24 protein-coding genes and 1 tRNA gene are annotated in these 23,067 nt (G+C 58.5%); 13 read left to right on the top strand and 12 right to left on the bottom strand.

The features are described from left to right. Window positions 1–45 precede the first annotated feature (45 nt). The 5 genes from F4V58_RS07745 to F4V58_RS12505 all read right to left on the bottom strand — a co-directional run bounded on the left by F4V58_RS07745 (window position 46) and on the right by F4V58_RS12505 (window position 3,304). Window positions 46–597, bottom strand: coding sequence for a hypothetical protein (locus F4V58_RS07745; protein ID WP_075734827.1), 552 nt, complete (start codon window positions 595–597; stop codon window positions 46–48). Between the two features lie 53 nt (window positions 598–650). Beyond that, window positions 651–998: a hypothetical protein gene (locus F4V58_RS07740; RefSeq protein WP_075734825.1), complete on the bottom strand. Its 348-nt coding sequence runs from the start codon at window positions 996–998 to the stop codon at window positions 651–653. 132 nt (window positions 999–1,130) lie between these two features. Then, a complete protein-coding gene (locus F4V58_RS07735; RefSeq protein WP_075734823.1) occupies window positions 1,131–1,454 on the bottom strand; it encodes a hypothetical protein in 324 nt (107 codons plus the stop codon). A gap of 154 nt (window positions 1,455–1,608) precedes the next feature. Continuing rightward, complete coding sequence (locus tag F4V58_RS07730) at window positions 1,609–2,475, bottom strand: tyrosine-type recombinase/integrase (protein ID WP_075734821.1); 867 nt, start codon at window positions 2,473–2,475, stop codon at window positions 1,609–1,611. Window position 2,476: 1 nt separating this feature from the next. Next, window positions 2,477–3,304, bottom strand: a complete 828-nt coding sequence (locus F4V58_RS12505; protein ID WP_075734819.1) for a hypothetical protein — start codon at window positions 3,302–3,304, stop codon at window positions 2,477–2,479. Between the two features lie 411 nt (window positions 3,305–3,715). On the opposite strand from F4V58_RS12505, the gene F4V58_RS07725 reads away from it, so the two are divergent. The 3 genes from F4V58_RS07725 (at window position 3,716) to F4V58_RS07715 (ending at window position 9,394) form a co-directional block, all read left to right on the top strand. Beyond that, window positions 3,716–4,321: a TetR/AcrR family transcriptional regulator gene (locus F4V58_RS07725; protein WP_075734816.1), complete on the top strand. Its 606-nt coding sequence runs from the start codon at window positions 3,716–3,718 to the stop codon at window positions 4,319–4,321. A gap of 16 nt (window positions 4,322–4,337) precedes the next feature. Further along, window positions 4,338–8,021: a transcription-repair coupling factor gene (gene mfd, locus F4V58_RS07720; protein ID WP_075736618.1), complete on the top strand. Its 3,684-nt coding sequence runs from the start codon at window positions 4,338–4,340 to the stop codon at window positions 8,019–8,021. A 347-nt stretch (window positions 8,022–8,368) separates the two neighbouring features. Next, window positions 8,369–9,394, top strand: a complete 1,026-nt coding sequence (locus F4V58_RS07715; RefSeq protein WP_075734814.1) for a zinc-dependent alcohol dehydrogenase — start codon at window positions 8,369–8,371, stop codon at window positions 9,392–9,394. Window positions 9,395–9,507: 113 nt separating this feature from the next. On the opposite strand, the gene F4V58_RS07710 is transcribed toward F4V58_RS07715, so the two are convergent. From F4V58_RS07710 to F4V58_RS07700, 3 genes are all read right to left on the bottom strand, one after another. Next, window positions 9,508–10,020: a Dyp-type peroxidase gene (locus F4V58_RS07710; protein ID WP_075734812.1), complete on the bottom strand. Its 513-nt coding sequence runs from the start codon at window positions 10,018–10,020 to the stop codon at window positions 9,508–9,510. A gap of 47 nt (window positions 10,021–10,067) precedes the next feature. After that, window positions 10,068–10,301, bottom strand: coding sequence for a hypothetical protein (locus F4V58_RS12725; RefSeq protein WP_150385746.1), 234 nt, complete (start codon window positions 10,299–10,301; stop codon window positions 10,068–10,070). 86 nt (window positions 10,302–10,387) lie between these two features. Then, the gene (locus tag F4V58_RS07700) at window positions 10,388–11,863 is read right to left on the bottom strand and encodes an amino acid permease (protein ID WP_075734810.1); all 1,476 of its coding nucleotides are present in this window, start codon (window positions 11,861–11,863) and stop codon (window positions 10,388–10,390) included. A gap of 69 nt (window positions 11,864–11,932) precedes the next feature. Here F4V58_RS07700 and F4V58_RS07695 point away from each other — a divergent pair, with 69 nt between their 5' ends. Further along, a complete protein-coding gene (locus tag F4V58_RS07695; protein WP_075734808.1) occupies window positions 11,933–12,544 on the top strand; it encodes a MazG nucleotide pyrophosphohydrolase domain-containing protein in 612 nt (203 codons plus the stop codon). Between the two features lie 174 nt (window positions 12,545–12,718). On the opposite strand, the gene F4V58_RS07690 is transcribed toward F4V58_RS07695, so the two are convergent. After that, window positions 12,719–13,168 carry a hypothetical protein gene (locus tag F4V58_RS07690; protein WP_075734806.1) on the bottom strand — a complete coding sequence of 150 codons (450 nt, stop codon included), beginning with the start codon at window positions 13,166–13,168 and terminating at the stop codon, window positions 12,719–12,721. Between the two features lie 480 nt (window positions 13,169–13,648). Here F4V58_RS07690 and F4V58_RS07685 point away from each other — a divergent pair, with 480 nt between their 5' ends. The 7 genes from F4V58_RS07685 (at window position 13,649) to F4V58_RS07655 (ending at window position 19,888) form a co-directional block, all read left to right on the top strand. Beyond that, window positions 13,649–14,452 (top strand): lytic transglycosylase domain-containing protein, encoded by an 804-nt coding sequence (locus F4V58_RS07685; RefSeq protein ID WP_075734805.1) that lies wholly within the window; start codon window positions 13,649–13,651, stop codon window positions 14,450–14,452. A gap of 333 nt (window positions 14,453–14,785) precedes the next feature. Next, a complete protein-coding gene (gene eno / locus F4V58_RS07680; protein ID WP_075734804.1) occupies window positions 14,786–16,063 on the top strand; it encodes a phosphopyruvate hydratase in 1,278 nt (425 codons plus the stop codon). Between the two features lie 142 nt (window positions 16,064–16,205). Further along, the gene (locus F4V58_RS07675; protein ID WP_075734803.1) at window positions 16,206–16,856 is read left to right on the top strand and encodes an FtsB family cell division protein; all 651 of its coding nucleotides are present in this window, start codon (window positions 16,206–16,208) and stop codon (window positions 16,854–16,856) included. Window positions 16,857–16,997: 141 nt separating this feature from the next. Further along, the gene (locus F4V58_RS07670; RefSeq protein WP_075734802.1) at window positions 16,998–17,555 is read left to right on the top strand and encodes a DUF501 domain-containing protein; all 558 of its coding nucleotides are present in this window, start codon (window positions 16,998–17,000) and stop codon (window positions 17,553–17,555) included. An 86-nt stretch (window positions 17,556–17,641) separates the two neighbouring features. Continuing rightward, window positions 17,642–18,595 carry a Ppx/GppA phosphatase family protein gene (locus tag F4V58_RS07665; RefSeq protein WP_075734801.1) on the top strand — a complete coding sequence of 318 codons (954 nt, stop codon included), beginning with the start codon at window positions 17,642–17,644 and terminating at the stop codon, window positions 18,593–18,595. A gap of 79 nt (window positions 18,596–18,674) precedes the next feature. Beyond that, window positions 18,675–18,748, top strand: a tRNA-Leu gene (locus F4V58_RS07660). A gap of 300 nt (window positions 18,749–19,048) precedes the next feature. Then, entirely contained in the window at window positions 19,049–19,888 is an 840-nt protein-coding gene (locus F4V58_RS07655) for a Bax inhibitor-1/YccA family protein (RefSeq protein WP_075734799.1), read from the top strand. Window positions 19,889–20,105: 217 nt separating this feature from the next. On the opposite strand, the gene F4V58_RS07650 is transcribed toward F4V58_RS07655, so the two are convergent. From F4V58_RS07650 to F4V58_RS07640, 3 genes are all read right to left on the bottom strand, one after another. Then, a complete protein-coding gene (locus F4V58_RS07650) occupies window positions 20,106–20,447 on the bottom strand; it encodes a hypothetical protein (RefSeq protein WP_075734797.1) in 342 nt (113 codons plus the stop codon). Window positions 20,448–20,586: 139 nt separating this feature from the next. Further along, window positions 20,587–21,105: a transcription elongation factor GreA gene (gene greA, locus F4V58_RS07645; protein ID WP_075734795.1), complete on the bottom strand. Its 519-nt coding sequence runs from the start codon at window positions 21,103–21,105 to the stop codon at window positions 20,587–20,589. A 159-nt stretch (window positions 21,106–21,264) separates the two neighbouring features. Beyond that, window positions 21,265–21,738, bottom strand: coding sequence for a DUF4307 domain-containing protein (locus tag F4V58_RS07640; protein WP_075734793.1), 474 nt, complete (start codon window positions 21,736–21,738; stop codon window positions 21,265–21,267). Window positions 21,739–21,825: 87 nt separating this feature from the next. Here F4V58_RS07640 and mca point away from each other — a divergent pair, with 87 nt between their 5' ends. Beyond that, the gene (mca, locus tag F4V58_RS07635) at window positions 21,826–22,728 is read left to right on the top strand and encodes a mycothiol conjugate amidase Mca (RefSeq protein WP_075734791.1); all 903 of its coding nucleotides are present in this window, start codon (window positions 21,826–21,828) and stop codon (window positions 22,726–22,728) included. A 5-nt stretch (window positions 22,729–22,733) separates the two neighbouring features. After that, complete coding sequence (locus tag F4V58_RS07630) at window positions 22,734–23,045, top strand: hypothetical protein (RefSeq protein WP_075734789.1); 312 nt, start codon at window positions 22,734–22,736, stop codon at window positions 23,043–23,045. Window positions 23,046–23,067 lie beyond the last annotated feature (22 nt).

The raw sequence follows: 23,067 nt of genomic DNA, 5'->3' as shown, positions 1-23,067 counted from the left end.
AACTATTCCAGGCCATTGGGGTAAAATACCTGGCCAGGGAGTTGTTTAGGGTTGTTTAGGCCGCAGGGTCACATCTACTGTGCGCCCTGGCACCCCGGTGAGCTTGCTGATGTCCCTGGTAGTGACCCCGCCCAGGGACCTGATTTGGCGGATAGCAGCGGCCTGCCCACTGCGCGCAGCGCGCAGCGCCTGCTCCGCCTCCTGCGCCTTCTTCCTGCACCTCCGCGCCTCCTGTAGCAGCGCCGTGAGGTCGTGATTCCAGTCCAGCATGAACCCGTGTAGGCGGTCCTCGAGGTCCTGCCAGCTCATGCCGTCCGCGCTGAACTGCGTCTCCTGGCCGTCAGCGCGGCGAGCCAGGATGGTGCCAGTGCTAGGGCGCTCCGGATAATCGAAACAAGGTGCGCCGCCCGCGTACGCGCAGCCCACCAGCTCCACCTCGAGGTGGTAGGGGCGGCGACCAGCACCAGTGCGCACTGGAAAGCCAACCGCTGCGCGCGCAAAATTTTCCACCAGGGCCGCGCGGATAGGTCCCTCGATGAGCTCCCGGTCATACACCAGGGCAGGGTCAGTCGTGGTATCAAAGTTTTTGTAGTCCATAATCATCTCCAAAAGAAAAAGTGCCGGGGCTGTGCGCCCCGGCTGGTTAGTTGTTAGTCCTCGAGTTCTTCTAGGGCCTCAGCCTGGCGGTCGGCTAGGAACTGCTGCCAGGCGGCGCGGGAGCCAAACACATGGTCCAGGATTGGCCAGTCCTGGGTGCTGCGGGAGTCGGCGCGGAAAATCTTGCTCGGGTCCTGGCTGTAGACGCTCAGGCTGGCTTTGCAGTCATTGTCCCAGTCGATGTCCCACTGAGCGCCGATTTCGCTCACTCCGGGACAGTCTGGCATTTCGACAATAATGGCCTCGTGGTAGGTGTAGTCACTTTCGATTAGCTCAAAGTCGAGGGCGTTGATGTCGACTACTGGCAGATTCTTGATGTCGGCGGCGTGAATGTCGGCCATTGTGATGTCTCCTTGGTAGGTAGTGGGTGTCAGATTAGGGGGGTGCCTAATCTGACAGTGTTTGGGTGTGTGGTGGAAAGTGTGTCAGATTGCGGGGGGTTTACCCCGGGGCGCGGGCCCCGGGGGCGGGGGTTAGTTCGCGTTGAGGATTTCGTTGGCGGCTGCGCTGTCGGTGAGGTCCATCGCCTCGAGCATGTAGGCACCGATTTCGGCCCGCGCGTTTTTGAGCTCACCCTCGAGGATGGTGTCACCAGCAGGCTGGCCCTTGCCCAGGAACTTGTGGAGGTTGTAGCCGTCCTTTGTGATGAGTGCTCGGAGTGACTGGTCGCCGACTCGGAGCTGTGGCCACTCAGCGTGGGCGTTGGTTGCGGCGAGTTCGCTGCGGCGGATTGCCTTGGCGAGCTTGAGGATGTTGGCGTTGAATTTGCGCTCTGGGCGGGTTAGTTCGGTGTTCATTGTGGTCTCCTTGGTAGGTAGTGGTTTTTGGTATTTAGTTGTTCTGTGCTGCTGAAACCATTATGACACACCACTAGAATTGTGCGCAAGCCCTGCGTACAATTAACCTAAATGGGGGTAAATAATGGGGGTAGCGCAAGCCTGCTACCAGCACCTATACATCACCCAGTGCCGCCTCCACTGCCATACCAGCAACCCCGCCCCGCTGCCTGCGCCCCCTGTCGTAGTAGTCGATCATCGTCACATCAGCATGACCGGTCATAGCCATGATGTCCTCATCGCTCACACCCAGGTCCCTAGCCAGGGTGACAAAACTCCGGCGCAGACTATGAGGGGTGATCTTCTGCTGGCACTCGGCCTGCTCCGCGATGGAGGACACTAGGTACCGTGCCCTCGCAGTGCTCATGCGCCTGCCCTCATGGCGCAGCACTGCACCGCTGCTGCGCCTATCCAGCAGGGGCTGTAGCGCAGCCTGCACCCGCGCCGGCACGGTGATGATGTCCGTATGCCCCATTTTGCGGCGCAGGGTGATGAGCAGCTCGCCGTGAGCCTGCTCGATGTCGGCTATGTCCAGCGCACAGGTCTCACCCACCCGTGTACCCATCAGGATGAGCATGGCCAGCAGGGCGTAGGTGTCACCGCCTAGCTCCTGCGAGATGTCCATCATGCGGGCTAGTTCCTCGCGTGTAGCCCAGGTGCCCGGCCTGCGCCTGCCAGTGCGCGGCCTGCGCACACCCGCCCCCAGGTCCAGCTTGGTCAGCCCGTGGCGGTGAGCGTAGGCGTAGTAGCCACACACCGCAGTGGCCACCCCGCGCGCAGTATGCGGGGACATGGTTTTCAGCCAGCCCTCGATGTGCACCGCCTGCACCCCCCAGGGGTCTAGCCCGGTATCGTCACAAAAGTGCAGCCACCGGCGCAGTGCAGCGCCGTAGCTTTTCCCCGTGGTCGCAGACAGTCCACCGATGTAGGCAGCAGCAGCGGCCTCCGGCGAGGCCACCCAGTGAGCACGCGCAGGTATCATGTCAGCGCCGCCAGATGTTGACGCGCTCGGTTTTGAGTGGCGCGCCCTCGGGGCCTTTGATATGCGGGGCGACATAGGTAGGGCGCCGGAACTTCCGGCCAGGGCCCACGCGCTGCTGCCGCCAGTGGCCACGTACCAGCCACCTGTGCTGATACTCCCGCCCCTCATGTCCGGGGGTCTCGGTCGTATCCTGCGCCAGCCTACGCAGAGTGATGTACTGCACCGTATCGAATTTTTGTTTGCTCCGGGCAGTGCCACCGCCCCGCGCCCGCTGCCGAACCGTCTGACTATCCGCCACGGTAGGAGTCTGCATGAGTATCCACGCGCACCCCAGGAGAGCAGCGGAGTCATGCCCCATCGAGGTAGTCAGCCCCAGGCGAGGGGCCCCGTGTAGTGCCTCACGCAGCTGCTCCACCTGCGGAGTCGGCTCGAGCATATCCTCATCGAGGGGCAGGGTCTGGTCTGCCGGAATCTCCACCGCGTAGAGCAGGGTCACCTCCACACCGGGGCAGTAGCTATAGGAAGTGACCTCCAGCGCGCCGTCCTCGAGCGTGCGCCACGTGAAAACCACGTACAGCTCCGTGACTGACCTATCCAGGCTGCGGAGTGCATCGAGTGCGCTAGGCTCCTCCGCGAGGATGAGTAGCCCACTCGCGGTAGGTCGGCATAGCGATGGTGTCCAGGCCGGCATCTCCGTGTGCTGGTCATGGGTCAGCAGGCTCATGTCCTCACTAGCCCAGTACAGTTCTGCACGGCGTAGCCAGCCCTGGCCGCGCGTGGCCTGGATAATCTCGTCTCGGACTTTTGGAGTGTCACGGGGTGAGAGCATAATTTTTACCTTTCGCGTTTGATGCTTGAGCTTACGACATTTCTACGACACAGGAGACTAAAACAGGCTAAAACTGGCTAAAACTGACTTAAAGCCAAAAACGTCAAAACCCCCAACTACCAGCAACAACGCAGATAGGAAGGGGTATAAAAAAGCTTCCCCACCAGGACTCGAACCTAGAATGACGGTACCAAAAACCGTAGTGTTGCCGATTACACCATGGGGAATTGTAACTACGTGGGACTGGCCTTGGAGGCTGTCCTCGTGACTACCCGGGAAAGTTTACCTTATTGCACGGGGCAAGTGAAAAATTGGGGGCAGGCTGTGTGCGTCCGGTCCGGCGTTACCTGCGGTGATTGGTGCCGGGCGGTAGGTTGCAGGTGGGGCGCGGGTTCACGATAAGCTAGGGGAATGGTGCGAGTAAGGATGACCGGGCGCGAGCGCAGGGAACAGCTGATTTCGGTAGGCAGAACTGCCTTCGCGGAGTTGGGATTCGACGGCACAAGCGTAGAGGAATTAGCCTCCCGTGCGGGGGTGTCCAAGCCAGTTGTCTACGAGCATTTTGGTGGCAAAGAAGGCCTGTACGCTGTCATCATCGACCGCGAAATGCTTTCCCTGGAGAACCTGGTGATGGATGCGCTTGGCACTGGCTCCTGGAGACAGATGATAGAGCAAGCCGCCATCGCTTTGCTGACCTACGTGGAAGAGGAAACGGACGGGTTTTTAATCCTGGTCCGGGACTACAAGCCAGGGACGGAACGCAGTTACTCCACGTTGCTCAACGCCTTCGTAGAGAAAGTTAGTGATACCCTGGCCACCGCTTTTGAAAGCCGCGGGCTGGACGCGCAGCTGGCGGTGTTGTACGCCCAAGGTTTGGTGGGTGCGCTGTCCATGACGGCCCAGTGGTGGCTGGATGAGAGGGAGCCGGCCAAGGAAGTAGTGGCGGCCCATATTGTTAACCTGTGTTGGAATGGCCTGGCTGGGATGCAGGCGCGCCCCAAACTTGGCGAAGAATAGAACTTAGATGGTAGGAATGGCTAAAAAAGAAAAGACTTCACAAACCCCGCCGGCGCTTTCCGGATTGCTCAAAGTGGCAGCAACCGATCCCAAGCTCAAGGGGTTGGTGGCGCAACTGGGGCAACCCAGTCTGCACATTATGGGCATCGATCAAGCCCGACCGTGGGCCGTGGGGGCACTGTCCCATCACGCGCCCGTCTTGGTGGTCACGGCTACCGGGCGGGAAGCTGAGGATCTCACGGCGGAGCTTTCCGCCATGCTAGGAGACCGGGTGGCCCAGTTTCCCGCGTGGGAGACTCTGCCGCATGAGAGGTTGAGCCCGTCTGGGGATATCGTGGGCAGGCGCGCCCAAGTGTTGCACCGCGTTAAAAAAGGTGAGCTCAAAGTAGTAGTCACGGCAGCGCGCGGGTATTGCCAACCCATCGTGAGCGAGGTGGAGGGCCGGGAGCCCATTTCCTTGCGCGAGGAGATGGAAATTGAGCTTGAGGAGTTGGTCAAGGCCCTGGAATTTCGTGCTTACCGGCACGAGGACATGGTGGCCAAGCGGGGGGACTACGCCGTGCGCGGCGGCATTCTCGATGTATTCCCCACCACCTCCGACTACCCGGTGCGGGTGGAGTTTTGGGGCGATGAGATCACCGATATCCGCAAATTCTCCGTCGCTGACCAGAGAACATTTGCTGAAATTGAGATCTCCGAGGTAGAGATCTATCCGGCACGCGAGCTGCCTATCACTGACGCCGTTGCGGAGCGGGCCGGGCAGTTGGCGCTCAAACACGGTGGCAACGCTGCGCTCTCGGAACTTTTGACCAAGGTTTCCGAGCGCATTCCAGCGGAAGGGATGGAAGCGGTGCTATCCGTTCTCAGCGACGCCCCGCTGCAGACCCTGCCCGAATTCATGCCGGCGGGCACACATGTGCTGTTAGTGGCGCCGGAGAAAATCCGCACCCGGATTACTGATCTCAAGGATACGGACGCGGAGTTCCTCGCGGCCGGTTGGGAAGCCGCCGCTATGGGAGCGGACGGTCCGATAGCAGCGGAAGGGCTAGACACGGCCGCTTCGTCCTACCGGTCCTACGAGGCTATGGAGCACACGGCCGGGGAAGCCGGACTGCCCCTGTGGACCTTCGCGCCCCCGGGGATGTTTGTGGCAGATGAAGACAAGACGCTGCCCTTGGAGTTCGAGCCCGGCCCCACGCCCCGCGGCGTATTGAAGGAAATAGACGCGATGATGGCGCAGCTCCAAGCCCATACCGCCGCCGGCGGACGGGCGGCGTTTATTGCGCCGGTTCACGGCGCTATCAAGCGCATGGCGGAGCGATTCGCGGAGAAGGGGATCCGCACCAAAATAGCCACGCCTGGCTGGGAGCCATCCCCTGGGGAAGTCACGCTCTATCACGCGCTTAGCCACGCTGGCTTGGTCTTTCCCAAGGTACGGAAGCTGCGTGACGCGGAGCCGCTGCCCCTGGTGGTTATCACCGAGACTGACTTAACCGGCAACCGCGTGGGGGATATTGCTGGTGCCAAGCGCCGCCCTGCCAAGCGCCGCAACCGCGTTGATCCGCTGGCACTCAAGGCTGGGGATTTCGTGGTGCATGAAACGCACGGTATCGGCAGATTTGTCAAAATGGCGGAGCGTCAAATCTTGTCTGGGGATGACACCTCGCGCCGCGAATACATTGTGTTGGAATATGCTGCCTCCCGGCGCGGCCAGCCGGCGGACCAGCTGTGGGTTCCCATGGACTCGCTAGACATGCTGAGCAAGTACACCGGCGGAGAAAAGCCCACGCTGTCCAAAATGGGCGGCTCTGATTGGAAAAACACCAAGAAGAAGGCGCGCGCGGCAGTCCGGGAAATTGCCGGTGAGTTAGTGGAGCTCTACGCTAAGCGCCAGGCCGCGCCGGGGCACCAGTTTGCCCCGGATACCCCGTGGCAGGCAGAGATGGAAGACAACTTCCCCTACGTGGAGACCGAGGACCAGATGCTGGCTATCGACGCGGTGAAAGAGGACATGGAATCATCCGTGCCCATGGACCGCGTGGTAGTAGGTGACGTGGGCTACGGCAAGACCGAGGTCGCCGTGCGTGCGGCGTTCAAAGCCGTCCAGGATGGCACGCAGGTGGCCGTTTTGGTTCCCACCACCCTGTTGGCGCAGCAGCACGCGGAGACTTTCGAAGAACGGATGACCGGCTTCCCCGTGGAGATCCGGGTGTTGTCACGCTTTACCTCCAGGCAGGACTCCAAGGAAATCTTAAAGGGGTTAGCCGATGGCTCGGTGGACGTGGTCATTGGTACCCACCGTTTGCTGCAGACCGGCGTGCACTGGAAGAACTTAGGGCTCATCGTGGTGGATGAGGAGCAACGCTTTGGCGTGGAACACAAGGAACATATCAAGGCGCTGAAGGCCTCGGTGGACGTGCTGACCATGTCCGCGACCCCCATTCCCAGGACCCTGGAGATGTCCATGGCGGGCATCAGGGAGATGTCTACCATCTTGACCCCACCGGAGGACCGGCACCCCGTGTTGACGTATGTGGGCGCGTATGAGGACAAGCAGGTGGCCGCTGCTATCAGGCGCGAGCTGCTGCGCGATGGACAGGTGTTTTTCATCCACAACAAGGTGGCCGATATTGAGAAGAAAGCCCGGGAGATCCGCGATCTGGTGCCAGAGGCCCGGGTTGTGGTGGCCCACGGGCAAATGAATGAGGACCTGCTGGAAAAGACCGTGCAGGGCTTCTGGGACCGGGAATATGACGTGTTGGTGTGTACCACCATTGTGGAAACCGGCCTGGATATCTCCAACGCCAATACCCTGATTGTGGAAAACGCCCACCACATGGGACTGTCTCAGCTGCACCAGCTGCGCGGGCGCGTGGGGCGCTCCCGTGAGCGCGGTTACGCCTACTTCTTCTACCCCAAGGGGGCCACGCTGACGGAAACTTCTTATGACCGGCTGGCCACCATCGCGCAGAATAACGACCTGGGTGCTGGCATGGCCGTGGCCATGAAAGACCTGGAAATGCGCGGTGCCGGCAACGTCCTGGGTGCGCAACAGTCCGGGCATATCGCGGGCGTGGGCTTTGACCTCTACGTCCGCTTGGTCGGAGAGGCCGTGGAGGCATTTAAGGCTATGGCACGCGGGGAAACCATCAAGGCTGCCGATGAGGGCCCCAAGGAGATCCGGATTGACTTGCCGGTGGACGCGCACATCCCGGAGGACTACATTGCCGCCGAGCGCCTGCGCCTAGAGATCTACCGCAAGCTGGCTGAGTCCAAGGACAACAAGGACTTGCAGCTGGTAGTCGAGGAAATGGAGGACCGCTACGGCCAACTTCCCGAGGTGGTTAAACGCCTGCTGGCAGTGTCTAGGCTGCGGCACCAGGCGCGCCGGGCCGGGGTGGGCAACATCGTGGTGCAAGGAACGCGCATCAAGGTCCACCCCGTGGAGCTGCCGGATTCCAAGCAGGTGCGTTTAAAGCGCTTGTTCCCCGGCTCTACGTACCGGGCGGCTGCCCAGGCTATCCAGCTCAACTTCCCCAGGGCCGGGCGCAACGTTCGCGATCCGCTGTTGCGCGATGAGGCCTTGTTGCAATGGCTCAGTGATTTCTTGGTGCAGATGTTTGATCTTGAGCCCTTAGACGTTACCGGTGGTGCGCCTGTGGCGAAACCGAAGAGGAACATCATCTCCGTGAGCGAGTAGCGGGCGTCTTTGTGAGCCGCCCCACAGCGGGAGTAAATCAGTGAAAAACGACCACTTCTATTGAAAGTTGTTTCCAAAAGGCCTGCTAGCGAGGTTTTTGCGGAAATAATCATTGATATGAGTGGCTGCCTTGCGCCCCTGCGGAGGGGCGGTGGCCGTGTGTCCGACCCGGCCGGTCAGGGCGGGGGATTGTGGATTGTGTTGGTTTTTGCGTGCCCTAAAGTAGAAAAACTTTTTCTTATTCCGTTCTAAATGGGGGTAGGGAGGGGGTGAAACCCCTCATGGTCGTGACTCTAAAATTGGTTTTGGAACATCCAGTCACCCCAAACCAGAAGGAGAGTTTAGTAATGTCAAAGCAATTTAAAGCCGCGATTGTCGAGGAGTTTGGTCCCACCCTCACCGTCCGGGAAACCGACCTCCCTGAGCCCGGCCCGTTCCAGGCTCTGGTGAAAAACGTTGCCTCCGGAATCTGCCACACCGACGTCCACGCCGCCTGCGGGGACTGGCCGGTCAAGCCTGAACCTGCGTTCATCCCCGGCCACGAGGGCGTGGGTGAAGTGGTCAAACTGGGCCCGGGTGAGCACGATGTCAAGGTCGGAGACATGGTGGGTAACGCCTGGCTGTGGTCCGCCTGCGGGGTGTGCGAGCACTGCCTGTCCGGCCATGAGACGCGGTGTGAAAAAGCCGAATACGGTGGCTACACCGTGGATGGTTCCTTCGGCGAGTACATGCTGGTAGACACCCGCTACTGCCCGCGTATTCCGGAGGGAGTGGACTACCAAGAAATTGCCCCCATTCTCTGCGCCGGCGTGACCGTCTACAAGGGCCTGAAGGTAACCAACACCAAGCCAGGCCAGTTCGTGGTTATCTCCGGAATTGGCGGCCTGGGCCACATTGCCGTCCAGTACGCGGTGGCCATGGGCATGCGCGTGATTGCCGTGGATATCGCTGATGACAAGCTGGAACTAGCGAAAAAGCACGGCGCTGAGTACACCATCAACGCCAAAGAAAAAGATCCAGCCGAGGCCGTTGTGGAATACACCAACGGCGGCTCCCACGGCGTCTTGGTCACCGCCGTGCACAGTGATGCCTTCGGTCAGGCCATCAACATGACCCGCCGCGGCGCCACCATCGTCTTCAACGGCCTGCCGCCGGGAGAGTTCCCCGTGTCCATCTTCAACATCGTGCTCAAAGAGCTGACCATCCGGGGCTCCCTGGTGGGCACGCGGAAGGATATGGCAGAGGCATTGGACTTCTACGCCCGCGGGCTGGTGAAGCCAACCTGGAAGCAAGTTGGCCTAGATGATGTCAATGACGTGTTCACCGGACTCATCGACGGCACCATTGATGGACGCCGGGTAATTAAGTACTAAACCCACCCAGTACTAGAACAAGGCCCTCACCTGCTTATGCAGGTGAGGGCCTTATTTCGCGGGGAACTTGACCGTTGGACACTGCGGGAGGGCCGTTGGGTTCCCGGGCCGGGCTAGGCGGTAGTCTCGAACATCTCGCGGGCCCACCAATCCTTGTCATCCTTGGTGCCGGGAGGGCACGCAAAGATGGCAGAGGATCCATAGGGTACGTATTCGTTCATCTCATCATTTTTAGACAAATTAGACTGGATGGGGATAAATCGCTGCTTGGGGGAGTTGACCATGGCAATGAAGAACAAGCCAGAGTCCATATGCCCAAATTCATCCACACCATCGGTGAAGTTATACGACCGGCGCAGCATGGCGGCGCCGTTGTTGCTATGCGGGCTGGCTAGGCGCACGTGCGCGGTTTCCGGGATGATTGGCCCCTCCGTGCCCCGGTATTCCTCCTGGTCCCCATCTTCGATGGCGGCCACGAAGGCATCTGTTTGGGATTCGAGGGAAGCAACCTGGGTGCGGACGTAGGACACGTAGCCTTCAACTGCTTGTGCCAGGGCCTCATCCTCGGAGATTTCTACGGCTTCACCAGTTACGGTCAGCGGTTGGGAAATGCCTTCGCCGACCATGCCGGGCTTACAAGTCAAGGTGTAATAGCCCGGATCGGTGAACTGAACTACCAGCTTGCGGGTAGCGCCAGGGCCAATGTTTCTACTTCACCAAGTACGCGGCCGCCGGAGGTAAAGACGTAGAATTCCGTGGTCTTTTCACCGTCGTTGGTCACGGTAAAGGTAGCGGTTCCGGTTTCGGCGGCGTCGCCGGAGACTTCGCAGGAGGTGTCGCTTGACACAGGAAAGGGCGTTGGCGCCATGGAGGGAGTAGCCCTGCCGTGGCGTACGTGCGCGGGCAAAGCAACGCCCCTCGGTCCACAAGGCGTGTGTCGAGGGGCGGCGGGGGAGTGAGCCAGAGTCAGAGCCAGGGCGTGGGGCGGAAGCGTTAGAGGGTCAGCGCCCCCGTCTTGAGGCCCCACAGCCCGGCTATTGACCCTACGATGACCAGGGCCACGATAAACCATTCGAAGGCGTTAAAGACCTTTTCCTTCTTTGCCAGACGTGTGCCCACATAGGGCAACAGGCCGGGCAGTACTGCCAGGGCACCCAACAGCACATAGACCGGGTTGGCCGCGTAGATGAGCCACAAGGAATAGATGAAAGCGATAACCCCGATGTAGAGATGGCGGCGGTTTTCCCCCGCGCCCACCTCTGGCCCGGACAGATCGAACTTGGTCCCAGCATGTGGGTGGGCAAGCCCCTGGCCGCGGACTGCAAGGAGAAGCAAGTACAGCGCGGAGAAGATGTACGGAAGTAGGTACATGATGGTGGCTAGCTGCACCATTACCAGGTAGGACGTCTCATTAAGGTAGAAGATAATGATAAACAGCTGGATGGTGGCGGTGGAGATAAGCTGCGCCACCCAGGGGGCACCGGCAGCGTTGGTCTTGCCCACGGCGCGGGGAAGAAGCTCGTCCACGGACATCATGACAATGGGCTCCGCGCACAACATCTGCCAGGAGACGTAAGCCCCAAGTACAGAAAGGCACAGGCCGAAGGAAATGAAGGCGCCGCCCCACGGCCCCACCACGGCCTCTAAGACGGAGGCCATGGAGTTATCCGGCAGGTTGGCCAGTTCTTCCTGGGTTAAAACGCCGTAGGACAAGGTGGATACCGCGACTAGTAGAACCAGGACGCTGAAGAATCCAATGATGGTGGCCCGGCTGACATCGGCGCGGATCCGGGCATTGGCAGAATATACTGAGGCACCTTCAACGCCGATAAATACCCACACCGTAAAGAGCATGATGCCCTGGACCTGCTGCATGACGGTTAGACCTGTGCTATCCCCCCAAAAATCCAGGGTGAATTTATCCCAGGTAAAACCAACGAACGCGGTGAGGACGATGAACGCCAGAATGGGGAGTAGCTTGGCGGCGGTAGTGATGAAGTTCATCACCGACGCTTGGCGCACGCCCCTGGCCAGCACAGCAAAGATTGCCCACGACAACAAAGACACGGCGATAGCAGAAGTCCACTGATGGTCCGCGGAGAAGATAGGGACGTAGTGGCCAACGGTGTTGAAAAACAGGGTGGCGTAGCCCACCTGCGCTACCACGGAGCCCAGCCAGTAGCCCCAACCGGCGGCAAAACCAATAAAGTCGCCTAGTCCGGCTCGGACATAGGCGTAGACCCCGGAATCCAGGTGGGGTTTTCGGTGTGCCAGGATTTGGAATACGAAGGCGACGGACAGCATACCCACGCCGGCGATGACCCAGCCGATGAGCATGGCGCCGGGGGCCGCCACAGAAGCTATATTCTGCGGGAGCGAGAAGATGCCTGCGCCCACTGTTGAACCGATGATGAGCGCGACTAAACTCCAGAGATTTACTGAATGAGCGCGCGATTTTGTGTCACTCATTCCGTCAAAATTACAGCTTTGGGGCGCTTTTGGAAAACCGGCGGCCGTTGAGCTTATAGACTATAGGCTATGACAGTTGTACTCCTTGATGAACGCTGGCCCACACTTATCCCCCTAGAGGTCTACTCGCGGCTGACCCACCCAGTTCGCTACACCGGTGAGGTTCCGGTAGAGGTTCGGTGGAATTTGGGTGACCTGGCAACCGGTGATGACCCCAGGGGTATAGGTACCTTGGTCAGTACTGACGCTAGGGACCCGGAAGTTGCCCGCCGCTTGCGGTCCGGGGAACCGGTTATTGAGGCACCTTCGCGCCGGGACGCCGTTTACGTGGCCAAGCAGGTGATGCGTCGGGCACGCTCGATTGGGGAGTGGGAGATGGCCCAGACCCACCAGTCTCTCCTGCCTTACTTAGAGGAAGAAACAGCGGAATTTTCGCAGGCTATACGGCAGGGCGCTGATGATGAGGCACTGGTGAAAGAGCTGGGGGATGTATTCCTGCAGGTGCTCTTCCATGCGGAGATAGCCTCCCGGCGCGGAGCCTTCGAGCTTGAAGACGTGGCCCGGAGTTTTGTAGCAAAGATGCGTGCGCGCGCTCCCTATCTTTTCGATGGAACCACGGGAGTAGTTGCCACGGAAACCCAAGAGCGCCTGTGGGAGGAAGGCAAACGTGCCGGGGGATAAAACTGTGCCGGCGTAGCCTTAGCCCAACGGTTTTTCCAGTAGGTGCGGCGGTAGCCGCTGGGTGGAGTGGGCAGGAAAAAGTCCACACCGCAACTCTGGGGGTGTGGACGTACCGCAATACCTATTCGTGAATAGGTGAATTTAAATGTAAGCCTTAGTAGGGCCTGCCGCTATCTACTTAGCGTTGAGCGCCTGTGAAGACAGCATCTGGAGGAAAGGTGCGTAGTCATTGAACTTGGAGGACAAGCCGAAGGGATCATTGGAGGCTGGATCGGGCTTGACCAGGCCACAGGCCACGGCTTTGTCTGCGGTTTTGTTGGAGTAACGGATGGCCGGCAGGGCCAGCGCGCCGGCTGCGGAGACGTTCGAGTTGCCCAGTGCGCGAAGGTTGTTGGCCAGCTGGGAGCGCGTGGTGTTGGCATCCATGAGAACGCCTGGGGTGGAGGCGTCAATGCTGGTTAGTACGGTCTTTACGGTGTCGCAGCTGGAAGATTCGATGGTCTGGCTGACAACCTTGTCCAAAGCTCCGAGAACCTCGAGGGTCTGCGCGCCGGCGGCCGGAGCGCTGAGGGTTGCGGAAAATCCTAGGGCGGCAGTGCAGGCAATGGTGGCTAGCTTCTTCATGGTGGTTCCTTAAGTGGTTTGTGTCTAGGAAGCTATCTACGTCTAGGGCGATAACCATACTTAGGGCGGTAACCGTATCTAGGAAGATGGTAGATAGCTGTTTCTGGGAAGATGGGAAGGATCTGGATATGGAAGATGTAAGGGATGGCTATCGATGTCCTTTAGGCGAAGTTCCGCCTTTGGGCGGACCGGGCACCGCCTTACGGCCGGCAACCGGAGCCATCTCTGGGACTAGTGTAGGGCAAAATGTGAATCTTGTGAAGTAAAGTGGCGAAATTTACATAATATCGGTCCTGGTATCCGACGCCGTGCCCGGGCTGATACCCGCCATCCGGCCTGGCACTACGGCGTATACCTGACGGTTCGGCGCTGGGCCTCCAGGGGCGCCTGGAAGCTCTAGCTGTCAAAAGCCTGTAGGTAGCTACAAAACACCGACTGGCTAAGCGGGTAAGTCAGGATGTGGCATTAGTATGGGTCAACGTGAGTGCAAGGATTGGACGGGTAAGTGGCTGCGGGTGTGCGGTAGTGGTCTCGGCGATCCTGGCTGTTGTCCTGGTTGTAGCGGTAGCGGCATGGATGGTCTCAGCCACCGGCCCCGGCGTGAAAAGCCGCCAGTTACAGCCCGTGCCTTACGAGGTCCCGCCTGCGCAGCCGGCCCCCGTAGCCTTAATTGATGTTCATGCGCCAGGGCGGACTGCAGACGCGCTCGACGAGTGGGCGCAACCGTTGGCCGACGAAAGCCGGATACCGGCGCAAGCTCTGCGGGCATACGGCAACGCGGAACTCATAGCCAAGGAGGCTTGGCCAGCCTGCCATCTGCGGTGGAGCACCTTAGCGGGCATTGGCTACGTTGAGACCCGCCACGGAACCTACAACGGTAACTGGTTCAAGCCCTCCAGATTGCAAGAGGACGGAACCCCGGACCCGGCCATTGTTGGCATAGCGTTAAACGGGACCAACGGCACGGCTAATATTGCAGACAGTGACGGGGGTCGAATAGATGGGGACAGCACATATGACCGCGCGGTAGGCCCCATGCAATTTATCCCCCAGTCTTGGCAACGCTTCGGCAGTGACGCGAACGGCGATGGGGTGGCCGACCCTCACCAAATAGATGACGCAGCCATGGGGGCGGCAGCCCTGCTGTGCGCGGGAGGCCGTGACCTAAGCACCTCGGAGGGGTGGACCGCAGCAATCATGTCCTACAACGCCTCGGATGCCTACGTCCGCAGCGTGGGCATGGCCGCTAATTCCTACGCCGTGCCGCAGCCGGCAACCTCATAGGCTGACATCCAGCCACCCCGCAGACCGGTTATGAATCGGCGAGGGAAAGAGTTGGTCAATCTCACATTTCTCGGCAGAACCAAACATGAACGGACATAGTGCAGGTGAGGCGCCACTTTTCGAAGCGGGTGCGGCTCGCGGTGGCCGTAAAATGGAGCCCGCTGACCACGATTGCCGGCTGTAGTCTCCCCAAAGGCAAGAAAATCTGGAACAATTGAGAAATGGAGTTAGAACCTCACAACCCAGAGCGCTCCCGGCGCTTGTGAGTTGGACGAATAGAGCTCTAACTTTTCCACTACAATCAATTCTCTTCTATAGGAGTGAGCAGTAACAATGGCAGACATCATTCACGTATTTGGCCGCGAAATTCTAGATTCCCGCGGCAACCCAACTGTTGAGGCAGAAGTCTTCCTAGATGACGGTGCACACGGCGTTGCAGGTGTTCCATCCGGTGCGTCCACCGGTGTGCACGAGGCCCACGAATTGCGTGATGGTGGCGACCGCTACCTAGGCAAAGGCGTACAAAAGGCCGTTGAGAATATCAATGAGGAAATCACCGACGCTATCGCTGGCTTCGAAGCTGATGATCAGCGCTTGATCGACCAGGCTCTCATCGAACTAGATGGCACCGGAAACAAATCCCGCCTGGGTGCAAACGCCATCCTTGGTGTTTCTATCGCTGCAGCCAAGGCTGCCGCTGAATCCGCCGGACTTCCCCTCTACCGCTACATCGGTGGACCAAACGCCCACGTTCTCCCAGTGCCTATGATGAACATCGTCAACGGCGGCTCCCACGCTGACTCCGGCGTGGATGTCCAGGAGTTCATGATTGCTCCCATCGGTGCCAAGACCTTCTCCGAGGCAATGCGCATGGGCACCGAGGTTTACCACTCCCTCAAATCCGTCATCAAGGCTAAGGGCCTATCCACCGGTCTCGGCGACGAGGGCGGATTCGCACCAGAAGCAGAGTCCACCAAGGCAGCCCTTGACTTCATCATGGACGCCATCAAGAAGGCCGGTTATCAACCCGGCAAGGACATCGCTCTAGCTCTAGACGTTGCCTCCTCAGAGTTCTACAAGGACGGCAAGTACCACTTTGAAGGCGGAGAGCACACCGCTGCGGAAATGAACATGGTCTACGCTGACCTGGTTGCAAACTACCCAATCGTTTCCATTGAGGACCCTCTGGAAGAAGATGATTGGGAAGGCTACTCCGCGCTAACCGAGGCAATCGGAGACAAAGTCCAGATCGTCGGAGATGACCTTTTTGTCACCAACCCAGCCCGTTTGCAGGAGGGTATCGACAAGAAGGCTGCCAACGCGCTTCTGGTGAAGGTAAACCAGATTGGTACCTTGACTGAGACCTTCGACGCAGTAGATCTTGCCCACCGCAACGGCTACCGCACCATGATGTCTCACCGCTCCGGTGAGACCGAGGACACCACCATCGCTGACCTGGCTGTTGCACTTAACTGTGGCCAGATCAAGACCGGTGCCCCTGCCCGTTCCGAGCGCGTGGCTAAGTACAACCAGCTGCTCCGTATTGAAGCTGAGCTGGGCGACGGCGCGGTTTACGCTGGCCGTTCCGCATTCCCACGTTTCCAGGGCTAATGTGAACTAGAAACAGGTAGCCGCCCCACTTCCCAAAGGGAAGTGGGGCGGCTTTGTGTGATCCCTAATTTCCCTAAAATGTGGCAAATATCTACGCGTGAGGGGAGACTTCTGTGACGCATGGGGTTAAGATAAGGAGTCTATGCTTCAGCCGCGCGAGAACTCAGCCAAGACCCGGACCACCGTTCCGGTAGCTTCCCGTACCAAAGATCAGGCCCTAGATAGAAGGGCTCCACGTGGGGGAGTTCGTGGCAAAGCTGTAGGCGTTAAACCCAAGCGCGACAAGCTCGATGTTGCCGGATGGGGTGTTTTAGCGGTAGTCACCATCTTCTTCCTACTGGCCGTGTCAGTTCCGCTGGGCAACTTCTATGAAGGTAGGGCGGAAATCGCGCGACTCAATGATTCGATTGATGTGAAGTTGGCGGAGAAAGAGCGGCTTCTGGAAGACATTGAGAAATTCCGTTCCGACTCCTACATTGAGCAGCAAGCCCGCCGGCGGCTGGGCCTGGTAGCTCAGGGCGAAACGGCTTACCGCATTTTAGACCCCAAGATGCACCACGACCCCGCCGTAACCACGGACAAACAGGCTCAAGAAGATTCACGCGAGTGGTACAACGTACTGTGGGATTCTGTAGCTGAGCCCATTGAAGAAGTTCCCGAACTAGCACCTGCAGACCCTGTGGTTGTTCCCGAGGGTGAGGCTCATGGAGAAGCTCCCGGCGACGCACCGGCGGAACCACCCCTCCCTGTTGAGGGCGAAGCACCACCGGCGGATGTTCCGCCAGCTCAGTAAAATAGCCACCCTTGTACTAACTAGCGTGGGCTTATCCAGCGTTGCCGTATCCCAAGCATTGCCCCGTCCCGGGCCTGCCCAATCTGATATAGAATCCCTGCTTTTTCCGCAGCAGCCTGAATTTGTGCAACAATATCTCCCATGACCCAGCATGAGACGCCCACCCAAAATGACCTAGAGATTGTCAAAGAACAGCTAGGCCGGCCAGCCCGGGGAGTGGTGGCCATTGCCTACCGCACTCCGGACGGCCAACCGGCGGTAGTGAAGACACAACCAAAGCTGCCTGACGGCACCCCTTTTCCCACGCTCTACTACCTCACCGACAAGCGCCTAACGGCTGAAGCCTCCCGCCTTGAGGTGGCCCACGTGATGAAGTGGATGGAGGAGCGGTTGGGCAAGGAGCCGGAACTAGCTGAAGACTACCACCGCGCGCACCAGCATTTCCTGGCCAAGCGAAACGAGATGGAAGATCTGGGGACTGATTTCTCTGGCGGCGGAATGCCGGACCGGGTCAAGTGTCTTCACGTGCTGATTGCCTATGCCCTGGCGGAAGGACCAGATCATTTCCGCTTGGGGACTGAGGCCGTAGCCATAGCAGCGGACCACGCAGGTCTGCGAGGAACCGCGATCCCGCAGGATTGGCCAACAATTGAAGAACTAGGAATTGACCTAGGCCAGTTCGATTTTTCTAACACCTAGTACCCCGCTTTCGTCGCACCCTGGACTAACGTGCGCTAAGTTGGCACTAGTTTTCCTTTTCCATCTTCCCAACAGGAGGGCATCCTATGACCCGCGTGGCAGCCGTTGACTGCGGTACCAATTCCATCCGATTGCTAATCAGCGAGGTTGCCCCAGACGGCAAACTGCGCGATATCGTCCGCAAAATGGAAATTATTCGCTTGGGGGAGGGCGTGGATTCCACCGGCAAGCTCATGCCGGAAGCCATCGAACGGGCGCGGAAAGCTCTGGAGAGCTACGTGGCGTTAATGAAGTTTGAAGAAGTCACGCGAGTTCGTATGGTTGCCACCTCCGCTACGCGTGACGCCTCCAATCAAGAAGAATTTTTTGAGATGACCGGCCAACTGCTGGGAGAAATCCAACCAGGCGTCCGTGCGGAAGTAATCAGCGGACGTGAGGAGGCGAACCTGTCCTTCGCAGGCGCTACCAGTGATCTGTCTGCGGAACGCGCCCCCTTTTGCGTCATCGACCTGGGTGGTGGTTCGACAGAATTTATCGTCGGGGATACTTCTAACTCAATCTTCGGGGCGCACTCGGCGCAAATGGGCTGCGTAAGGATCACAGAACGGATCATGCGCTCGGACCCACCAACGGAGACAGAGATTGAGATTGCTCGTGAGTTCGTCGCCGAGCGCATGGAAGAGGTGGAAAAGGCCGTACCAATTGCACAAGCCCGGACCTTCGTGGGTTGTGCGGGCACTTTCACCACTCTCTCCGCCCTTGCCCAAGGGCTAGAGCGCTACGACCCGGACGCAATCCATGGCTCTGAACTGCGCTTTGATGCGCTACGCGTTTTGACGCAGCAAGTAGTTGAGGAAACTAGCGCTTCCCGATCGTTGAATAAGGTTATCCATCCGGGCCGCGCAGACGTCATTGGCGGTGGCAGCGTAGCCGTCCAAGGAATCATTGACATGATTGAACGCAATAGCGCAGCTGAGAGCTTTATCATTAGTGAGAAGGATATTCTAGACGGGATTACCGCCCAACTATCCCGTGACTAGAACATACGGCTTGGTCCGGCCCTGATTTCCCACGGCTTGCTCTATGGCCTAAAATTGTCCATGTGCGCTAGCCGCCACCGCCCCCATAGCCCAATCGGCAGAGGCAGTTGACTTAAAATCAATTCAGTCTGGGTTCGAGTCCCAGTGGGGGCACAACGTTTTTCCTGAGTAACCCTTACAGACATGCGGGTACGCTCCCCTTGGTCAGGGCCAATTGTCCTTGGCCTAAGCAGCGCCCGGCCGCTTTCCTTCAGGCGGCGGCTGCCAGGTAGTATTTACCTTTCATGCGCAGCTGCACGGAATTGTCCTAAAATCTTAAAATTTGGGAACTAAAGCGGAGTAGCTTGCGTTGATAGTAGTAGAGAAGGAATCAACCATTTCTCTTTGCGCCTCGCCACGAAATAACGGCGGGGTACAAACATGTGGAGGAAATATGAAAGGAATTGGGTTCCCGTGCGTTCAAGCAATCCCGTAATGAGCTCTTTGACATCTAACGTGGGCCGTGGCCAGCAAGGCGCTGGCTACGGCAACTACGCAGGTTATGGAGTACAAGATGCCCCAGCCGGATATGGCGGTCAGTATGGTGAGATAGCTGCCAACGAGCGTCCAATGACCGTTGACGACGTTGTCACTAAGACCGGCATCACCCTCGCGATTATCATCGCCATGGCAGTGGTGAACTTCTTTGTCGCCCTTTTTGTCAATCCCGGGCTGTCTATGATGCTTACCCTCGTTGGCGGTATCGGTGGGTTCATCACCGTTCTTGTTGCCGCGTTTGGCAAGAAGTGGGGTTCGGCAGCAGTTACCTTGATCTACGCCGTATTCGAAGGCCTATTCGTAGGTGGCTTTTCGTTCTTGTTCACCGGTGTTTCAGTAAGCGGTGCCTCCGCGTACGCCATGATTGGCCAGGCCATCCTGGGCACCGTTGGCGTGTTCATTGGAATGCTTTTCGTGTACAAGACTGGTGCGGTGCGTGTTACCCCCAAGTTCACCAAAATCCTTACCGGGGCCATTATTGGCGTCGTGGTTATGGCTCTGGGCAACTTCATGTTGGCCATGTTTACTGGCGCTAACCCGCTGCGCGACGGCGGCCCGTTGGCAATCGTGTTCTCGCTAGTGTGCATTGTTCTGGCTGCTTTGTCCTTCCTCACGGACTTTGATCAAGCAGACCGTCTTATCCGTGCTGGCGCTCCAGCTAAGAATGCTTGGGGCGTGGCTCTTGGCCTAGCTGTAACGCTGGTCTGGCTGTACACCGAAATCCTGCGCCTGCTGAGCTACTTCCAGCGAAACTGACGCAGTTTAAGACCCGCAGCCCCGTAGATGCCGCGACAAGATTGGAAAGTGCTAGAGGTTACTAACCTCTAGCACTTTTTGCGCTCCGGTTAGCCCCAGCACTCGGTGACGTTCTGGTGCTAGGACCCTTGCCAAGGGGCGCTGCCTGATGGCAAGCAAAAAGCTCTTGCCGTGGCCCAGAATCTGGGAGGCAAGAGCCGGGGAGTTGGAGCTGTGGCTAGTTTTGAACAATTACGGTTTCGGTTGCCACGGGGGTAGCAACAGCCACAGCTTCTTGGTCCGCACCTACGACTGCGGTCTCGGTGATCTCAAGAACCTCAATGGTCTTGGTCTCCATGCCGGTCATGTCATGACCGGAGGGATCCAGTTCCTCGGTTGCGTCAGCGCCTTCAGCATGGTTGGCTTCTGCTTCCTTCTGCGCGGGCGCCATACCGGTGAAGGTGGAGCCGGTTTCTACCTTGATATCGGAATCCTGCTGATTAGGCGGGTAGCAGGCAGCCAAGGACAGTGCGGTGGCAGCGCTGAGGCCGGCAGCTATGGTGCGGGAGAACTTCTTCATGGGTGTATGAGAGCTTTCTTGTTGATTTTTCGTAGAGTGACGCGCGTGAGAAATGCAGGCAGCAAATTCTCACGCCCAAGTGCTATAACTTCTACTAGGATACCCTGTCAGCCCAAAGACTGACTAAGAATTGGGGATACTACGAACGCGGGGTGGAGGCCTTTGCTGAGTCATACGGCTCTGCGGAGACAATGGTCACGGAGATGGTGTTGCCGTTAGGTGCGGTGTACTCGCGAGTTTCACCTTCGCTAGCGCCCAGGATGGCTGCGCCCAAGGGGGACTGCTCCGAATAAGTCTCAAGGTCTTCATTGTCGGACGCGGCAGCGCGGGTACCAATGAGGAATGTTTCCTTGTTGTCTTTATCCCCGTTGTAATAAACGTGGACAACAGCGCCAATAGCGGCCAGGCCTTCCATGTCAATGTCGCGCTCAGTGGTGGAGTTAGCCAGAATCTCAGAAATCTGCTTGATGCGGGCCTCTTCCTGATCCTGCATCTCACGTGCGGCGTCGTAGCCGGCGTTTTCCTTGAGGTCGCCCTCTTCGCGCCGTTCGTTGATCTCTGCTGCGACCACGGGGCGGTGGTCGATCAAGGTCTGGAGCTCTTCCTCCAGTTTGGCCTTGGTTTCCGGGGTGATGTACTGCTTTTGTTGCTCAGCCATGAGTGTAACCTTCCATGAGTATTTTAATTCACCGGAATATCCGGTTTAACGTTAAAAATTTAGAGTCTACGCTAGTTTAGTGCGCCCGAATTTTAGCACAGCTTGAAGTTACCCACGCTTGCCACCCGTGCCTAGCGGACTTTGTCTTAAGGGTTGGAATTACCGGACTTGGTACTGAGGGTCTTTCGTATCAAGGTAGGGGGGAATGAGTGATGAGCATCCGTAGACACCTCCGGCCACAGCACGCTCGTTGGTGGGGACATCTACGGATATGCGGATGGCGGCTTTGCCATCGCCTGCGATAGCTATCTCGCGGCGTCCAACCTCAGCCTTTTCGTAGTCATACGCTTGAATAATGCAGTAGGCTTCCTCATCCGGGTGGTTGCGGGTTACATCCGCCCACACGCGGAGGGTGTCTTCATCAATGATTTCGTGAGAGACGTAGGAGATTGAAGCATTGATTTCTTCGCGCGATTGTAGATACCGGTAACCGTAGAAAAGAAACGCCACCAAAATGGCTAGGAACACCAAAACTATCGCTTTGCCGGTAATCCCGGAGCCCTCTCTGCGGGCATTGGTTTGGGGCGGGGCTGCGTAACGGTTGGCACGGCGGTCTGGACTAGGCGTGGTCATAAGTTTCTATCCTAGTCCTGATGGCTCCGCTAACATAGGCTGGGTTGGCGTTGAGCCGGGATTTAAAAGGAGTACTAAGAAAGTGGGATTTCAATCATGCGTTTGCTAGCTATTCACGCGCACCCTGATGATGAGTCATCGAAGGGCGCGGCGACTACCGCAAAGTACGCGGATGAGGGGCACGAGGTAACAGTGTTGACGTGCACCGGTGGGGAGCGCGGTGACATCCTGAACCCGGCAATGGATAAGCCCGGGGTCTTGGAAAATATAGCCCAGCTCCGGCGCGCGGAGATGGCGGAAGCAGCAAAGGCCCTAGGCGTTAATCACCGCTGGTTAGGGTATAGGGACTCGGGGCTGCCTGGTGGGGACCCCAGGAACCCCAATATCAACGACTTGCTTCCGGAAGACGCTTTCGCGCTGCATGCCGATGACGCGATTGCGCAGCGGTTCGTGGAAGTCATCCGCGAGCTCCGCCCCCACGTCGTTGTCACCTACGATGAAAACGGTGGCTACCCGCACCCCGATCACCTCATGGTGCACCGCGCGTCGATGATCGCTTGGAACGTTGCTGGCCATGCTGACTACCACCCGGAACTCGGTGCCCCCTGGGAGCCTCTGAAGCTCTATTACTCCCACGGGTTCGTGTTCCGCCGCATGAAGATTTTCCACGACCTCCTGGTTGGGCAGGGCAAGCCCAGCCCCTACGCGCCCATGATATCGAGGTGGGATCCGGAAAAAGGGGACATCATGGAACGCGTGACCACGCAGGTAGAGTGCGCCGAATATTTCCCGCACCGGGAGCGCGCACTGATTGCCCACGCTACCCAGATCGACCCGGCCGGTGCGTTCCTAGCCACCCCGGCTGAAATCCAGAAGCGCTATTGGCCAACGGAGGAATTTGAGTTGGCCCGCAGCCGCGTGGAAACCTCACTGCCGGAGGATGACCTGTTTGCCGGAATTGCGCAAGTAACGCAAGAGGAGGAAACTTAGATCCTATGCAGCTTCTAAATAATCTCGCGTTGGCCACGCTTGCACACCCACAGGTGCAGATCTTGGCCCAGGCACAGTCAGACGGCCCGGTAGGCCCGGAATTTGGCAAGGCTTCACCGATTGGGCTTTTGATCCTGGTGCTGATGGGGGTGGCAGTACTCATGGCAGGTTGGTTCTTCCACCGCCGTTTCTCCCGTTTCCGCAGGCGGACTTTGTTCGCGCAGGACCACGGGATTGATCCCTTCGATCAGGACGCCATAGATAAAGCCATGAAAGAAGCGGGAATCTACGACAACCGCAAGAAGTCCTACTTCTAAGGCGGCAGCTGCTCCGGAGGTG

Origin of the sequence: Corynebacterium phocae (assembly GCF_008693075.1) — a bacterium.
GTDB lineage: Bacteria > Actinomycetota > Actinomycetes > Mycobacteriales > Mycobacteriaceae > Corynebacterium > Corynebacterium phocae.
This window is presented reverse-complemented; position numbering and strand designations above follow the sequence as displayed.

Coding starts and splice junctions, on each gene's coding strand:
- eno (WP_075734804.1), top strand. CDS start 14,786: ATGGCAGACATCATTCACGTATTTGGCCGCGAAATTCTAGATTCCCGC.
- greA (WP_075734795.1), bottom strand. CDS start 21,105: ATGGCTGAGCAACAAAAGCAGTACATCACCCCGGAAACCAAGGCCAAA.
- F4V58_RS07715 (WP_075734814.1), top strand. CDS start 8,369: ATGTCAAAGCAATTTAAAGCCGCGATTGTCGAGGAGTTTGGTCCCACC.
- F4V58_RS07630 (WP_075734789.1), top strand. CDS start 22,734: ATGCAGCTTCTAAATAATCTCGCGTTGGCCACGCTTGCACACCCACAG.
- F4V58_RS07710 (WP_075734812.1), bottom strand. CDS start 10,020: ATGGTCGGCGAAGGCATTTCCCAACCGCTGACCGTAACTGGTGAAGCC.
- F4V58_RS07665 (WP_075734801.1), top strand. CDS start 17,642: ATGACCCGCGTGGCAGCCGTTGACTGCGGTACCAATTCCATCCGATTG.
- F4V58_RS07730 (WP_075734821.1), bottom strand. CDS start 2,475: ATGATACCTGCGCGTGCTCACTGGGTGGCCTCGCCGGAGGCCGCTGCT.
- F4V58_RS07735 (WP_075734823.1), bottom strand. CDS start 1,454: ATGAACACCGAACTAACCCGCCCAGAGCGCAAATTCAACGCCAACATC.
- F4V58_RS07740 (WP_075734825.1), bottom strand. CDS start 998: ATGGCCGACATTCACGCCGCCGACATCAAGAATCTGCCAGTAGTCGAC.
- F4V58_RS07650 (WP_075734797.1), bottom strand. CDS start 20,447: ATGAAGAAGTTCTCCCGCACCATAGCTGCCGGCCTCAGCGCTGCCACC.
- F4V58_RS07745 (WP_075734827.1), bottom strand. CDS start 597: ATGGACTACAAAAACTTTGATACCACGACTGACCCTGCCCTGGTGTAT.
- F4V58_RS07670 (WP_075734802.1), top strand. CDS start 16,998: ATGACCCAGCATGAGACGCCCACCCAAAATGACCTAGAGATTGTCAAA.
- F4V58_RS07725 (WP_075734816.1), top strand. CDS start 3,716: ATGGTGCGAGTAAGGATGACCGGGCGCGAGCGCAGGGAACAGCTGATT.
- F4V58_RS12505 (WP_075734819.1), bottom strand. CDS start 3,304: ATGCTCTCACCCCGTGACACTCCAAAAGTCCGAGACGAGATTATCCAG.
- F4V58_RS07640 (WP_075734793.1), bottom strand. CDS start 21,738: ATGACCACGCCTAGTCCAGACCGCCGTGCCAACCGTTACGCAGCCCCG.
- F4V58_RS07675 (WP_075734803.1), top strand. CDS start 16,206: ATGCTTCAGCCGCGCGAGAACTCAGCCAAGACCCGGACCACCGTTCCG.
- F4V58_RS07695 (WP_075734808.1), top strand. CDS start 11,933: ATGACAGTTGTACTCCTTGATGAACGCTGGCCCACACTTATCCCCCTA.
- mfd (WP_075736618.1), top strand. CDS start 4,338: ATGGCTAAAAAAGAAAAGACTTCACAAACCCCGCCGGCGCTTTCCGGA.
- F4V58_RS07690 (WP_075734806.1), bottom strand. CDS start 13,168: ATGAAGAAGCTAGCCACCATTGCCTGCACTGCCGCCCTAGGATTTTCC.
- F4V58_RS07700 (WP_075734810.1), bottom strand. CDS start 11,863: ATGAGTGACACAAAATCGCGCGCTCATTCAGTAAATCTCTGGAGTTTA.